The organism is Empedobacter stercoris, from assembly GCF_025244765.1.
In the GTDB taxonomy this organism is placed as follows: Bacteria; Bacteroidota; Bacteroidia; order Flavobacteriales; family Weeksellaceae; genus Empedobacter; species Empedobacter stercoris.
In genome coordinates this window covers 341,392-357,322 of the sequence record NZ_CP104209.1, presented here as the reverse complement: position 1 = coordinate 357,322, position 15,931 = coordinate 341,392, and the positions used below count along the sequence as shown (strand labels likewise).

Here is a 15,931-nt window from a genome sequence, read left to right as displayed (position 1 = left end):
AAAAATCAAGTCTGTGCTTATAATTCGGTTAATAATGGCTACTCGCTAAATGCTTTAAATCATTCGTATATGAAATGCGAACAGTAAATCATTTTTAACGCTCTTTACACCGAATTGACACTCGACTTTTCAGCAATGACGAGTTTATAATCGAAATGATAACGAATTTTAATATAGAAAAAGGATGAAGAAACTGGCATTAAAACTCTCACGTTAAGAAAATGTTTGAATGCAGCGTTAAAAAGATTTTAGCCCGTAGGGTTTTTAAAATCTTTAGTGGAATGAGAACATTTTTAGTAGAGAGGTTTACAGCCAAGCGTTTTTTGTTTCGTTTTTTGCGCTTAAAAAATGAAAGAATGATAATGATTTAAAAACATTCAATGGCTGAAACTAATTTTGACCGTCGAAAATCAAAGACAAGAGTTTTTTGATTACTTTTTTGCTCATTTCCCCGTAGGGCATATGAATACCGATAATTAAAATAAAAAAGCTATGAATAAAAAAGTGATATAAAGATTTCTCGATACCTCGAAATGACATATTGAATGGGATTCTGCACTTCGAGTGCCTCAGTGCCCGTATTAAAATTGAATTTTAGTATAGAAACAGGAATTAAAAAACCGACGATTTAGTATCGAAATGCAATTCAACTCAAAATTATTGGAATAAAAAAAGTTGGAGTGTTTGAGCAAAGCGAGTTGCCAACTTTATGGAAATAATTTAGTTAGTTGAATCATTGAGAGACTACTGTCGGCATCTTTTTTGTTTCGTTTTTTGGATGAGCTTCCCCGAAGGGCATATGAATACCGACAATAAAAATAGATAAGTAATGAATAAAAAAATGAAAGGAAGAAATGAAAATAAAGAAAAGGAATACCTGAGCCATACCATGGCTCCTCCTTTTAATTTCAAATTTTTAATTTCAAATTTTTTTTTGGATGCTCTTCCCCGTAAGGCATGTGAATTCAATATTCATAAAATAAAAAAGAGGATGACTTTAAATATTAAAACAATTACGTAAATAAATAGCTGTATGATAATAATTTATAGTATTTTTATCTCAAATAATACTATAAAATTAATATTTGAACAGCGATGAATAAACTATTTATTGTAGCGATTGCAGCTACTTTGATTGTTTCTTGTAACAACAAAACAGAAGAAAAGAAAACGAATAATGTTGCAGTAGATACTAATCAGAATCAAGAAAACACGATTGCTGATAAGGGATTTGACATCAACAAAATTCCATTTTCGACAGCTGATATTGGAGATTTTCCTTTCATAAATCTTCCGCAAGGTTTACAAGAAATGAACAAACCTTTGGTAAAAGAATTTGACATGTGTTTTTTTCCTATTAACGGTGTTATGACTCCTTTTGAAGGAAAATTATATAAAACTTTTGTTTCACCTAAACAAGGAGAAGAATTTTCGCAACATTTCTTTGAAAAAAGTATGGCTGATTATTTACAATCTATCGGGGCTGTTAAAGTGTTTGATGGTGAAATAACCAAAGAAGAATATGAGCGTTACAATAAACAAGATCCAAATAAAGGAGGTGAAGGCGATATGGGATACGCTGGACAAAATATGAAGTTTTGGACATTACGCACAAAAGATAAAGGAAATGTATATATACAATACCTTTCTAACAATGCTGGTGCTTCGCTTAATGTACTACAAGAAGCAAACTTTAAGCAGACGATTACCAAAGTAACAGCAGACGATATTGCTAATGATTTGACTAAGAATGGAAAATCTATTTTATATATAAATTTTGATGTTGATCAAGCAAAAATCACACAAGAAGGTGATGAAATTGTGACTGAAATTGCAAATGCTTTAAAGAAAGATAACGCATTGAAAATATCGATTGAAGGGCATACAGATAATTCTGGAGACGCTAAACATAACAAAAAACTATCTAACGACCGTGCAAATGCTGTAATGCAAAAACTAATTGCTTTAGGTATTGATAAAACACGTTTATCTGCCATAGGATATGGAGCCGAAAAACCATTGGTAGCAAATGATACAGAAGAAAATAAAGCAAAAAATAGACGTGTAGAATTGGTTAAAGTAAAGTAAAATCTATATATGTTTTATTTCTATTGAATATGAAAAATATTACTACTAATCGTATTTCACTATTTTCTTTGTTATTCTTTCTGAGTTTAAAGCTTGCTCAAGCACAAGACCTCCCTTATAAGTTTACAGAGGATATACAATCTAAAAAAAACAGTAGTGAAAATACTTTTGCGTTACAATTAGCAGCTACAGACTTTGCTTTTCAGGGAAGTTACAGTAAAGCCCTTAAAACTTGGAATGAACAACGTCCAGATTTAAAAGAAATAAAACTAACCCCTTTTGATTCTGTATTTTTTCATAACAGTAAAGCTGTTTCTGCAAAAGATTATATTATTGATAGAAGTAAAAATGAAAAAATTGTCATACTAAATGAACTGCATCATAATGCAAGTCATAGATGGTTTGCAACTTCGTTGTTAAAGGATCTTTACGCAAATGGATATCGTTATTTAGGTCTTGAAGCATTAGATGATTTATTGATAAATGAAAGACAGTTTGCAACAGTAGAAAGTGGATTCTATACTTCCGAGCCTAATTTTGGAAACTTTATAAAAGAAGCGCTTGATTTAGGTTTTACAGTATTTGGTTATGAAGCTTCGGATAAAGATAATTGGGACAAAGATCCCTGGAAAAATCGCGAGATTGCACAAGCTAAGAATATCCATACTTTTATGAAAAATAATACCAATGGTAAATATTTTATTTATTGTGGTGCAGGACATGCTTTTGAAGGAGATAATAACGGTAGAGGCATGTCTATGGCAGGTATTTTAGCAGAGTTAACTGGTACTAATCCTTTTACTATTGATCAAAATAAGTATTCAGATAAAGGAGAAAGTCGTTACAATCAACCTCTTTCTAAATTAATCACGACAACCACTCCAACTGTTTTGATAAATGAAAAGGGAATCATTTTCAGAGGTAATCCATCTAGTTATGAAACTGATATCTCTATCATTCAACCTGCAAATTCCTTTCTAGAAACTACCATTCTGCTTCAAAAATCTAAGGCATATAAAAAAATTATACTTCCTAAGAATCTTATTAAAAAATATCCTGCAATGATATTGCTCTACAGAAAAGGTGAAGCTGAACAAAATGGTGTTCCCACAGCTGTATATGAAGTATTAACTGATACTGATATTCCTTCTATTTTTTTAAAGAAGAATACCTATGAAATTATAATTCTTGATAAAAATTACCAGATACAAAATAAATATACTAGTGATTAGACGTTTTGTATACGATGAAACAGAAAATATAATTATTTAATCTCGTATTATTTTCATTTTTTTTTCCTTAAAAAAGGAAAATTAGATAAACAATTAAAATACATTATCTGAAAGTTTAAACAAGCTTATATTTTAACCAAATCAATTATTCAATAACCGTATTGTTAAACAACTAAACATGTTATGAATCAGGTTTAAAAGAAAGTATTTTCAGATTAAAATCATCTTTGTATCTTCACCTTTCAAACAACAAATAATGAAATTCGTTACTTTCTTAGACAATCAACAAGAAAAAGTAGGTCTTGTTTGGCAAGATACGGTGTATGACTTGACCAAAATTAATTCTAATTTACCCACTACCCTAATTGATATTTTAGCTGATGATGATTTTTCACTTTTAATCTGCCAACAGCTTACAAAGGAAATCTCACGTGATGAACACAAATACGCTATTGTAGCAAATCCTCACATCTTAGCACCTATACCTCATCCCACGAGTTTTAGAGATGCCTATGCTTTTCGCCAACATGTCGAAACTTCTCGCTTAAACAGAGGTTTAGACATGATTCCTGAATTTGATCAATTTCCAGTCTTCTATTTTTCTAATCATCAGGCGATTCAAGGTCCTGGAAAAGTAGTCGCCATGGAGAAGCATTTCGACCGAATGGATTTTGAGCTCGAAGTTGCCATCGTCATTAAAAAAGAAGGGATAAATATAAAAGCTGAAAATGCTGATGAATACATCGGTGGATTTATGATCCTGAATGATTTGAGTGCCCGCGCTTTGCAAATGGATGAAATGAAACTAAACCTTGGTCCTGCAAAAGGAAAAGATTTTGCGTCAATGTTTGGTCCCTATTTGGTAACACCAGAAGAAATCGAAAGCTACAAAGTAGCGCCTAAAGATGGTCATATCGGAAATTGTTATGATTTAGCGATGACCTGTGTTGTGAATGATGTTGAAGTTTCTCAAGGTAATTTCAAAGATATGCATTGGACATTTGCTGAAATCATCGAACGAATTTCCTATGGCGTGAAGCTTTATCCTGGTGATATCATCGGTTCTGGAACAGTTGGAACAGGTTGCTTTCTTGAACTAAATGGAACTGGAAAACGCCAAAATCCTAACTACAAAGAACAATGGCTACAACCAAATGATCATATCGAAATGTCTGTCACAGGATTAGGAAAATTAGTAAATTCTGTTCATCTTTATAACCAATAATCTCAATTTATGCAACACACAAAATCCTTTGAACCTAACACAAGTCAGTTCGATGATATTTTCAAACATGCTATTTCTCCACGTCCTATTTGCTTTGCAAGTACAATGGATAAAGATGGAAATGTAAATTTGAGTCCATTTTCTTTTTTCAATATGATGGGACAAAATCCACCTATTTGTGTTTTTTCACCGTTAAGAAAAATGAGAGATGGAACAACAAAACATACATTAGAAAATATTTGGGAACATCCAGAATGTGTGATTAATATTGTAAATTATGATATTGTACAACAACAATCCTTGGCGAGTGTCGAATACCCAAAAGGAGTAAACGAATTTGTGAAAGCTGGTTTTACAGAACTTCCTTCCGAATTGGTAAAACCTCCTCGCGTTGCAGAATCGCCTGTGCAATTAGAATGTAAGGTACGCGAAGTAATTTCGATTACAGATCAACCCGGTGCAGCAAATTTAGTTATTGCGGAAGTTGTGCGATTGCATATTCACAAAAACTTATTGGATGAAAATGATAAAGTTTCCCCTTATGATTTGGATTTAGTTGCGCGTATGGGTGGAGATTATTATTGCCGTATCATTCCAGAATCAATCTTTGAAGTTGAAAAACCAACCCGTACTGTTGGTTTAGGTATAGATCAATTACCAGATGAAGTGAAGTATTCTAAATACTTAACAGGTAATAATTTAGGTCAATTAGGAAATGTAGAAAAATTACCGACAGAAGAAATGATTTTTCATTTCAAAGAACAATTAACAGAACGTTTAGACATCGAGAAATTTAAGTCGGTTGAGGTACGTCATCAAATAGCAGCAAAGCTTTTAGAACAAGGTGACGTAAATGGTGCATGGTATTGGTTGTTGATGAATATTTAGTTCATGAATAAAACGGCATTGATTTTAGGAAGTACAGGTTTGATCGGTTCTTTATTGTTGGATAAATTATTAAAGCATTCTAATTATTCAAAAGTTATTATGGTTGTTCGAAAACCTCAGCAAATTAATCATCCGAAATTAGTTGAGATTGTAACTGATTTTAATTCTCAAATAAATTTAGATGATATTGAAACGATTGATTCTATCTTTTCTTGCTTAGGAACAACACGCAAGAGAACGCCTGATCTGCATGCTTATCGTAAAATTGAAATAGATATACCAGTACAATTTGCACAATTAGGAAATAAAAAAGGGTTGACGAAATTTCATTATATTTCTTCGGTTGGTGCAAATGCTACAACCTCTAACTTTTATCTCAAAATGAAAGGAGAAGCAGAAAAAGCGTTACAACAAGAAAATGTGAAACAGCTGTTTCTATACCGCCCTTCTTTGTTGATTGGCAATCGAGTCGAATATCGTTTGGCTGAAAATATCAGCGCTAAGATATTACCTTTGTTTAATCCTTTTTTGGTTGGAAATCTCTCCAAATACAAATCCATTGCAGCCGAAAAAGTGGCGCAAGCACTTCTGGAAAATGATTTACACATAACTTCAGAAAAAGTTTCTGTATTGTATTATAACGAAATTATGAATTCTAAAAATAAAATTTAATGATCATATTAGCTGTACTCTTACCATGGTTATCCTTTATACTAAGAGGAAAAATAATTCATGGTGTGATTTGCTTAGTTTTACAAATCTCCTTATTCGGATGGTTACCAGCTGCAATCTGGGCTGTTGCCTCTCTTTTAGACGATAGAAACAAAGCCAGAATAAAAGAAATGAATCGAAATAAGTAAACAATAAAAGCCAACCGATCTAGACTGCACCCAAAAGTTTGGACAGATTAAAAATTAATAATTATAAAAATGAGTTCGATATTGTATCGGGCTCATTTTATTTAAGTTCGATTTTATCCTCTCGTTATTGTAATAGTAAATGTATTGTTTTATTTCTTTTTTCAACTCATCAATAGAATTAAATTTTTGTAAATAAAATAGTTCCGATTTCAGTATTCCAAAGAAATTTTCGATAATAGCATTATCCAAACAATTTCCTTTTCTACTCATACTTTGTACGATTCCTTTTTTATTTAATAAAGCTTGATATTGTTTCATCTGATATTGCCATCCTTGATCGGAATGTAATATCAAATCTTTAGTGTCTTTCGTTATTTTAAATGCCTTTTTAAGCATTTGAGTTACTTGATTAAAAACAGGTCGTTCGCTTAACTCATAGCTGATAATTTCTTGATTGTACAGATCCATTATTGGTGATAAATATAGTTTTTTATCTTTTACTTTAAACTCGGTAACATCTGTTACCCATTTTTGGTTGGGTTTATCAGCCTTAAATGCTCTTTGCAAGATGTTTGGTGCAATCTTTCCTTGTTCTCCTTTGTAAGATTTGTATTTTTTTCTTCGAATCAAACTCTTTAATCCTAAGCTATTCATCAGTTTAAGAACAGTTTTATGATTGATGATAGTTCCTGATTTTCTTAATTCATCGGTAATTCGTCGATAGCCATATCGCCCTTTATGCTGATGATAAATGGATTTTATCTTAAGTTTTAATTCCTCGTATTTATCTGTTTTACTACGTGAAATATGATAGTAAAAGCTGCTTCTAGCCATATGTGTACAATCTAAAAGTAAATTTAGATGAAATTCTGGCCTTAATTCATTTATGGCTTGCGTCCAAGTTTCTTTTGTTTTTCTTCCTCGGCTTGAATTAAGGCATTGAACTTTTTTAAGAGTGCAACTTCACAACGTAAACGTTCAATCTCTAACAATAGTTCTTCTTCTCTTGTTAACGGTTGTTTCGATTTTTTAGGTCTACCCTTAGATGTGCTCATAGTCTTGGGACGGCCTTTTGGTTTGGGTTTTAATCCGTCTATTCCAAAGGTAGCAAAATCTTTTTGCCATTTTATAATAAGCGATTCACTTGGAATATTAAATTTCAAGCGTGCTTCACGCAAACTAAGAAACTGTTTGGTTATAGACTTAATAACTTTCAACTTAAATTCAACGCTATACGTTTGGTTTTTCTTAGGTTCTAAACCTAAAGCTCCTTGATTATGATAATCAGTAATCCACTTACGCAATAAACTTCCTGAAATACCTTCTTGATGTGATATAGAATGAACTGAATGATGTTTTTTTAAAACTTCTTTGACACATCGCAACTTGTATGTTACATCATATTTTACTTTTCTTGCCATAAAAAATGCCCCCAAAAGTGTCTAACTTTTTGGGGGCAGTGTAATCGGTTGGCTTTTATTGTTTTAAAAAGTCTGTAAATCAATAATTATAGTGAGTTTTTTATCAAGGATAGACGATAATTTTAGCCTATCAAATACAACGACTATGAAAAATACAATGTTCCTTACGGTTTTCTGTTTGCTTACTTGTTTTATACATGCACAAGAATACACCACCGATAATATTGTGATCAAGCAAGGCAATCAAGTTTTCTCTATTTATGATACAAAACAAACAATCACCTTAAACCCTACTGAATTTAGTATCGAGTATCTGAATAAGCCTTATCAAGAGAAAAAGAATTTATTTTATGCGGCGCAAGCATTGGTAACGAATCATACGGTTGACATCAATTTACATGAAGGAACTGAAATAGAAAGTATCCCATATTTTGAGGCTGGTACAGGCTTTGCTGCCGAAGAAAATCAGTTGCTACACTACCCTTTCTTATCGCTTGATGGACACCAATATTTGTATTACGTTCCGAATAAAGACAAACGGGTTGAAAAATCAGGAACTTCTGGACAATGGGATATTCACAAATGGACTTTAAAAGGTGTTTTTCAATATGATGCTGAAATGGATTGGAATATCTACGATAACAATCAAGTGTATATTACATTAATTATTGACCGAAACTTAGATGGAATTCTTCAGAAAGGCGAGTTTTTTACACTTCAAATTATGTTCGAGAAATAATAGATATAAGCTTCAAACCAGTTCCTATAAGGCTTTATAGATTTTATTCTAATTATTTCATTTTACGAAAAGGCTTTATATTCGCTATACAAAATATAATTTTCTATCATGTCTAAAAGTACACGTGCTTTGAAAAATCTTCTAAAAAAACGTATTCTACTCTTCTTTTTTATTGTAAGTGGAATAATAAATGCACAAGAGGTATTGACAAATTATGAAAATCAATATAATAACACAAAGCTAAACTCTGCTGAACGTTACGAAATTGCAGGAAAATATGCGCAAGCGTTATTCTTTAATCATCAGAAAGAAAAAGCATTTGCTATTCTCAAAGAAAATATTCTTGCTTCAGAAAAGCTAAAAGATGGTAAACATGCCGCTTATTTGTATTGTATTTCTGCAATGAATAATCGAATTGAAAATAATAGTACGACTTTTAAACATGATTTACAAAAAGCAATTTACTATAGTGGACGCACTAATGACTATTCAACAAAAGGTTATGTAAAATATTGTGAAGGTTGGCTAAATTTACGAAATAATGAAGATGCAAAAGCGGTTAAGAATTTTATTGAGGCATTAAAATTCTTTGATAAATCGCCAGAAACACCAGTTGTATTAACAAGAATGACATCGGTTTATAATCAATTGACGGGTATTTATTCACGTTGGGATGATTATGAATTACAAGAAAAATACAGCAAACTTGCTTTAGAAGTAGCGAAAAAACAAGATAATCCAAATCTCATTTTTGCTGCATACATGTCTATTGGTTATATGTACGAGCAAAAGTTTATGCAAAATAACAAAAATATCTATACCCGAGATTTAGCAGAAAAATATTACAGCAAAGCGATTGATACCTATTACAAGAATAAAAAAGAGATGATAACACCTACAGATTTATCTTTTGTAGCAATCAATTTAGCGAATCTTTACCTTAATTTTTATCCAAAAACCTATCAAAATAAAGTTGTAACCTATGCAGAATTAGCAAAAGAAATAGGAATTGAAACAGATCAAGCAAATCATGTTGCTGCTGCAAACGGAATTTTAGCTGATTTAGCTTTACAAAAAAATGACATTCAAACTGCTAAAAACTATCTATTGCAGTCTGTCATAAAAGTCAATGAAAATGCTATTCCCGACAAAAACATCTTACAATCGTTGTACCTAAGCTTATCCGAAATCGAAGTTAAAGAAGGAAATTTTAAAGAAGCACTGCGGTTCCATAAGCTCTACACATCGATGTACAAAGAAATCTATGACAACGAGCAAGCGCAAATCAGTAAACGTTTAGAAGCTCAATTTGATAAAGAGCGTCAGCAACAACAAATGATTCGCATGCAATTGGAAACAGAGAAAAAAGAGCAACAAATTCAATTGATGCATTCGTTAGGTATTCAGCAAAAACAAGAGTTAGAAAACACCAAGCTAAGCGAGAATTTCCAACGAAAACAATTAAAATTATCACGTTTAGAAGCGGACAAAAGGTCACAAGAATTAACCATTTCTCAACAAAATCTAAAACTATCTAACTTAGAGAATAAAAATCGTAAAGACGAATTGGTGAATTATATCGCAGAACTTAATTTCAAAAATAAATTAAATAACTATTACATCTTTTCGATTGTTGTTTTTATCGTCCTACTTGCTTTATTACTTTATGCACTAAAACAGCGAAATAAGCATTTAAAACAACGAGAAGAATTACATAATTTGGAGATTGAACAAGAACGACAAAATTCTAAGATTTCGACTTTAACAGCACTTCTCGATGGTCAAGAACAAGAACGTACTCGTCTTGCTCGTGATTTACATGACGGTTTGGGTGGTTTACTTTCGGGAACTAAAATTCAGTTAACTCATTTGAATGAAAAAATTGACGAAAACTCAAAAATAGACATGGAAAAATCTATTCATCAATTGGATGGAGCTGTCGATGAATTGCGCCGCGTTGCACATAATTTAATGCCCGATTTGTTACTGAAATATGGATTGGAAGAAGCTTTAAAAGAATATGCCATTCGTATGGCAAACGAACAATTGGATATTGATGTTCAATTTTTGAGATTTACCAATTCATTAAACAAAGAAAATCAATTATTGGTGTACCGAATTATTCAAGAGTTGGTGAACAATGCCATAAAACACGCTCAAGCCGAACAAATAATTATACAATTTGTCGAAGATGATACCAATTATACTGTAACGGTTGAAGATGATGGAAAAGGTTTTGATGTAAACAATACTAAACTCACACAATCAGCAGGTTTGCATAACATTCAATCCCGTATTCAGTTTTTAAAAGGACATTTAAATATACACTCAGAAATCGATTTAGGAACCACTATAGAGTTCCAATTTCCTAAACAATAATTTATGATTAATATAGCAATTACAGACGATCACCCTTTATTATCAGAAGGATTACGAAATATTTTAAGTTATCAATCTAATTTACAAGTTGTGGATTGTTACACTTCTGCTCAACAATTACAAGAAGCGTTAAAATCAACTGAAATTGATATTCTTTTATTAGACATCAATCTTTCGGATACCAATAGTATTGAATTGATAAAACCTATAAAGAAAAAATACCCCGCAATGCACATCATCATGTTAAGTGTACATAACGAATATGCGGTGATAAATAGTTGTTTGGAAGAAGGTGCTTCGGGATATATTCAGAAAAATGCTTCTGTTGATGAAATTTTAGAAGGAATCAACTCAATTTTTGATGGAAAGAAATTTCTTTGTTCACAAACAAAAAATGTATTGAGTAAAAAGGAAAAAGATGGGTTGAATACCATTCCGAAACTTACACGACGCGAAAAAGAAATTATGATTGAAGCAGCGCAAGGATTAACGACTCAACAAATTGCAGAAAAATTATTTATCAGTACGCATACAGTTGATAGTCATAGAAAAAACTTGATCGAAAAGTTCAAGACTTCTAACCTAAGTTCGGCAATTACCACTGCAATAGAATATGGTTTGATTTCAAAACCTTAAAAAATAACTATAAATAGGGATATTATAGGGTGCCAAAATTTCTCAACTTTGTCGTTATAAAACGGAAATTTCATCACCATTTACATTCGCAATAAGATTACTAACTGATTCTTATTAACTAAAACTACAATTTAAAAAAATCGCTTCATTTCTTTAATCAAGCGATTTTTTATTCAATATAGCTAAAAGCAGTGATGAATTAAATAGTTTTTATGCAGTATTTTTAAAACAAAAATGAAATGGCATTATATCATTATTTTATTCGCCTTTGTCGGTTGCTCTGCTCAAACCAAATTAAAGGTTGAAACCATCTTAGCTACACCAAAAATAGTGACTGCACAAGATCCTGAAACAGGTAGAAAGTATCAAAAAACCAATTTTGTAACGATTACACAACGTTTGGAACCTGCGATTGTAATGCACGAAAAGAATGAAAAAAAATTAAGGTTTTCACTGCAAGGAAATATTAATTCTGGTGGACATTCTATACATAAAGTAAGAAAAATTCGTTTCGAAAAAGAGAAGTCACTTGAACATAGTATCCTATTAAAATATTATGTAGAAATCGTTTATGTCGCAGGAAAAGAAGGGGCTAATGTAAGAGGCTACAACTATTCGAAAGAAGAAACCTATACTATTCTAAAAGGAATTAAGGAAATCAAAATCGAGTTGTATGAAGATCGAGTGAAACAAAGAACAAGTTCGAAAAAACCTAAATTAAAGCTTGTTGCTCAGCAAATTGTTGAGTTTTCTACAAATATTTAGATTCAGTTAATAGGTTTATATCATTGATTTAAAAAAAAACCAGATTAATTTAAATTAATCTGGTTTTTAAGTATAGCTATCTATTTTTATGAAAAAAATATAGCCTTATAATTTAATTCTAATTTGAAGCAGAAAAATCTTTAATATTAATTAAATCTTTCGTATCTAAATTAATTACTGGATTTACCATACTATCAAGACAATTTTTTAGTTCAACTCTTATATATTGTGGAGCACCATAATCTTGTCCATTTTGTACAGCTTGTACTTTAACTAATAAAATTTGATTAGGATTATTAATTTCATATAATTTTTTGATTTCATAATAAGCAGTATTTGCGTCTTCATGAACTCGAGTTACTACATTGTCTTTTAGTTGATTTGATTCTCCTTCTAATTCTTTATAACTCTTTACAATTTTAGAAACTAATTGTCCGTTTTCATCATAATCAAAAACTTCTTGTTCGACAATTTCTCCTAATACAAAATTTAGTTTAAAATCAGTACACACTGAAGGTTTTTTGATCTTTATCAAATCTGCTGCACAAATCTCTAATGTCTTATTGACATCTATTGTGTTTCCAAAGACAGATTGAGGAACAATCGAAATATCATGTAAATAAGTATAGTTACCTAAGTTTGCTTGAACAAGACTAAAATAAGTAATCTCTACTCTATTAAAAGGTTGATCGATTCCTGTAATTCTAAAACGTGGAATTGGATTTTTAAATAAAAACAAATTAAGGTTAATTACTTTAAATTGGTTACTTGCAACAACAGGTCCTACAGGTATATCATCCATGTAACGTTGAACTTTAAAGCTAGCTCCTAAATCAAGCGATAATATATTTACTCCTTCACTCGTCATGATTAACTCTAATTCATCACCTGGACGTGCAGTATTTCTTAAGTTAACCGTCAATTTTTGTCGGTTAAGAGCAGCAACTGTTTTGTTAAAAATAGCATAAGTAAAAGGATCTTCGTCTACCGCTAAATATGGATAAACAACTGATGATAATGATGTTGCAACACCTAAGCCAGCGTCTTCTACTCCCCAAGTCACGTCATTTACGTAATTGTTTAATTTAATTCCTGTTGTTTCATTTTGAGGAGTTAAAACGACAATATCTTCTGGAGAATTTGGTACAATATATTTCAATTTATTTGGTTGAGTGTTAGATGCAGGTAACTTTGCACCTTTCGCATAAATAGTTTCCTCAGGAACTGTTTCGTTTTCTGCTAAAACTCTATCTTTTTCGTAATACGCTCCATATAATACAGCATTATTTGCGACAGCTAATAAACTTCCCACAATAACACGAACTCCTTTGTAAGCGACTGCTTTACCACGTGCATTTGTTGGTACAAAGGTATATTCAAATACATTATCACCTACTAACAAATCAAGTAAAGCACCTTCACCAACAGATTTAATAGGTCCAATTGAATTTCCTTTTTCATCTAAACCAACTACTGTTATACCTCCACCAAGTTGTAATCCACTATACTCTTGTCCTAATTTAACCTTTAAAGGTGTACCTGCTGGAACAACATGATCAAAATAAATATTTTGCCAAGTCGTACCTAAACCAAGTAAAGCAACTACAGATGAAATCGTAGAATAGGTTGACAAATCATTATCATAGGCCAATTCTTTATTTGTAACCACTCCTGCTAAAGTTGTACCCCAACCACTTCCCGAAGGAGCTGCAGTTGCAACAACACGTTCTGTAACCACACGACATTTTGCAAGATCATATACATTTAAAGTAATTGTAGCATAACTAACACAATCTTTCACAGTTCCATTTGCTCCTGTAGAAGTGGCTACAACAGTAAAAACATAGGTTCCTTCTTTTGTAAAATCGAATCGATTATTTTCAATTTTAACACCATTCATATCAAAAACCTCAATTGTACTAGGATACTTAGTTGTAATTGACGGTATTAGAAAATGATTATTAGTACTCTCTGGTGAATTTACTGCAAACAATGGACGTGAAAATTGTGTTCCGCCTGCTATTGTAACTTCATTTTTTTGTACATTAATTTTAACTACATTAGAATATGCAAAATTATTAGGTCGTGTTCCTGTTGGTCTTTCATGCGCTTTACGTCTTAACCAAAATGATTTTTGAACACCTTTTAAAGTCATTGATTTTGAACCAGAATCAGTTTCTGTGTTAGCATTTCCGTTATCTTCATACGGATACCAAGTTAACCCTTCATCATAACTAGACTCCCACGAATATTTTAAGGCATAATGAGCAGGTCCTAATGCTACAAGAGTACCTTTACCATCTTGATTATTATAAATTTTAAATTCTTTATCATTATCATCAAAACATATGTCTATTGATTCTAATAATGAGTCTTCGTCTTCGCCTTCTGACAAAGATATTTTACCTGGATCTGGTAATTCGATATCAGTTTTAGAAAAACTTATATAACCTCTTTCACCTTCACAACCTGATGCAGATACTTTACTATACGAGTAATTTAAAATACCTGTAAAATTCATATCAATTGGGCTATCTCCAGCAACCTCGTTACCAGAAGAGTCATAAAATTTGTAATTTACAATTGCATCTTCTAAACCAGATGCTTTGTGTACTCTATATGATCCTGTTTCATTTAGTTTTATTGTGAAATTTTTTTGTTTATCAGGTATCCTAGAAATTTTATTAGAAACGTTTAAACGAAAATCGGGATTATCCATTTGACCAGAAGCAGAAGAATTCCCATATCTCATTTCTAATTTACCAGAAATTTCAGCATCAGTAGACCTCTTAAAGGACAATTCGAAAACGACCTCTTCATCTATAGCAAAAATCTTAGGACCAACATATCCTAATGCTCCAGTAAAACGCATATCACCAGAAATAACGCGTAATGAATTTACATTTATATTTCCTCCTACAAATCTAATTTTTTTGTTATTAACACCAGATCCTTTAGATTCTCCTGATATTTTAATTGCTCTACCTGAAATATTTTTTAATGTGTATCTTACAACTCTACTTTGTGCATTACCTGAATAACAAATAGTTGAAATTTCACTCGAAAGAGAGAACATCTCATTTTTATCAATAGAAACAGATTGATTATCAAACGTAATATTTGCAGTACTACAAGTAGAAGAATTGAAGACACATAAATTATACATCAACGGCTCTTTAGGTAAAGAAGTACCTGGAGCAATCTTAATTTCACCTGTTGTTGCATCTAATTTAATTCCTAATGGCCAAACTCCTAATGGTGAAATTGTCGCATTTTGATGAGCACCTGTAAGTATTAACGCCTCTGTTTTACCGTCAAAAGTATCATTTGATGCAATATTAAAGGTAGAATATTCAAAAGTAAAATGATCGTCATTTGCTTTAACTACTCCTTCAATTGAAGTATTTAGCAGCACAGAATAATCTTGATTTACATTTAACTTCCATTTCCACCAACTATCCGAATCATCTATTTTTTTTGTTGGTGATACAACTACATTATTTAAAGCATTTAATCTATTATTTGTGTTAAAATATTTGTAATCAAACGAAACTTTTGATACAAACATTGCAGGCAATTTTAATGAAGATGAACTAAAATCTTCATTAAAGGCAGCTTTTACTGAAACTATTTGGAACATACCAAAAAGTAACAGAAGTGTATATTTTAATTTATATATGATTTTCATTTTGTATTAT

Annotated in this window: 13 protein-coding genes; 11 read left to right on the top strand and 2 right to left on the bottom strand. The window is 31.5% G+C overall.

The annotated features are described in order from the left end of the window. The first annotated feature begins 841 nt into the window (after positions 1–841). The 7 genes from NZD85_RS01670 to NZD85_RS01640 all read left to right on the top strand — a co-directional run bounded on the left by NZD85_RS01670 (position 842) and on the right by NZD85_RS01640 (position 6,293). Positions 842–1,021 carry a hypothetical protein gene (locus tag NZD85_RS01670; RefSeq protein ID WP_260543001.1) on the top strand — a complete coding sequence of 60 codons (180 nt, stop codon included), beginning with the start codon at positions 842–844 and terminating at the stop codon, positions 1,019–1,021. Between the two features lie 74 nt (positions 1,022–1,095). Then, positions 1,096–2,088: an OmpA family protein gene (locus NZD85_RS01665; RefSeq protein ID WP_260542999.1), complete on the top strand. Its 993-nt coding sequence runs from the start codon at positions 1,096–1,098 to the stop codon at positions 2,086–2,088. Positions 2,089–2,117: 29 nt separating this feature from the next. Beyond that, positions 2,118–3,320, top strand: coding sequence for a hypothetical protein (locus tag NZD85_RS01660; RefSeq protein WP_260542997.1), 1,203 nt, complete (start codon positions 2,118–2,120; stop codon positions 3,318–3,320). A gap of 256 nt (positions 3,321–3,576) precedes the next feature. Continuing rightward, positions 3,577–4,545: a fumarylacetoacetate hydrolase family protein gene (locus NZD85_RS01655; RefSeq protein WP_260542995.1), complete on the top strand. Its 969-nt coding sequence runs from the start codon at positions 3,577–3,579 to the stop codon at positions 4,543–4,545. 9 nt (positions 4,546–4,554) lie between these two features. Further along, positions 4,555–5,433, top strand: a complete 879-nt coding sequence (locus NZD85_RS01650) for a flavin reductase family protein (protein ID WP_260542993.1) — start codon at positions 4,555–4,557, stop codon at positions 5,431–5,433. Between the two features lie 3 nt (positions 5,434–5,436). Next, complete coding sequence (locus NZD85_RS01645; protein WP_260542991.1) at positions 5,437–6,105, top strand: NAD(P)H-binding protein; 669 nt, start codon at positions 5,437–5,439, stop codon at positions 6,103–6,105. Next, the gene (locus tag NZD85_RS01640; protein ID WP_260542990.1) at positions 6,105–6,293 is read left to right on the top strand and encodes a YqaE/Pmp3 family membrane protein; all 189 of its coding nucleotides are present in this window, start codon (positions 6,105–6,107) and stop codon (positions 6,291–6,293) included. The genes NZD85_RS01645 and NZD85_RS01640 overlap by 1 nt, the downstream gene beginning before the upstream one ends. Before the next feature lie 54 nt (positions 6,294–6,347). On the opposite strand, the gene NZD85_RS14730 is transcribed toward NZD85_RS01640, so the two are convergent. Continuing rightward, a protein-coding gene (locus NZD85_RS14730; protein WP_396127077.1) for an IS3 family transposase occupies positions 6,348–7,714 on the bottom strand; the annotation gives its coding sequence in 2 pieces (ribosomal slippage) (positions 6,348–7,252 and positions 7,252–7,714; 1,368 coding nt in all). 145 nt (positions 7,715–7,859) lie between these two features. On the opposite strand from NZD85_RS14730, the gene NZD85_RS01625 reads away from it, so the two are divergent. The 4 genes from NZD85_RS01625 (at position 7,860) to NZD85_RS01610 (ending at position 12,233) form a co-directional block, all read left to right on the top strand. Then, positions 7,860–8,453 (top strand): hypothetical protein, encoded by a 594-nt coding sequence (locus tag NZD85_RS01625; protein ID WP_260542988.1) that lies wholly within the window; start codon positions 7,860–7,862, stop codon positions 8,451–8,453. Between the two features lie 108 nt (positions 8,454–8,561). Beyond that, the gene (locus NZD85_RS01620) at positions 8,562–10,832 is read left to right on the top strand and encodes a sensor histidine kinase (RefSeq protein ID WP_260542986.1); all 2,271 of its coding nucleotides are present in this window, start codon (positions 8,562–8,564) and stop codon (positions 10,830–10,832) included. Between the two features lie 3 nt (positions 10,833–10,835). Next, a complete protein-coding gene (locus NZD85_RS01615; RefSeq protein ID WP_188320081.1) occupies positions 10,836–11,468 on the top strand; it encodes a response regulator transcription factor in 633 nt (210 codons plus the stop codon). Positions 11,469–11,702: 234 nt separating this feature from the next. After that, positions 11,703–12,233, top strand: coding sequence for a hypothetical protein (locus NZD85_RS01610; RefSeq protein ID WP_260542983.1), 531 nt, complete (start codon positions 11,703–11,705; stop codon positions 12,231–12,233). A gap of 118 nt (positions 12,234–12,351) precedes the next feature. Here NZD85_RS01610 and NZD85_RS01605 read toward each other — a convergent pair whose 3' ends face one another. Then, the gene (locus tag NZD85_RS01605; protein WP_260542982.1) at positions 12,352–15,921 is read right to left on the bottom strand and encodes a hypothetical protein; all 3,570 of its coding nucleotides are present in this window, start codon (positions 15,919–15,921) and stop codon (positions 12,352–12,354) included. Between the last annotated feature and the right edge of the window lie 10 nt (positions 15,922–15,931).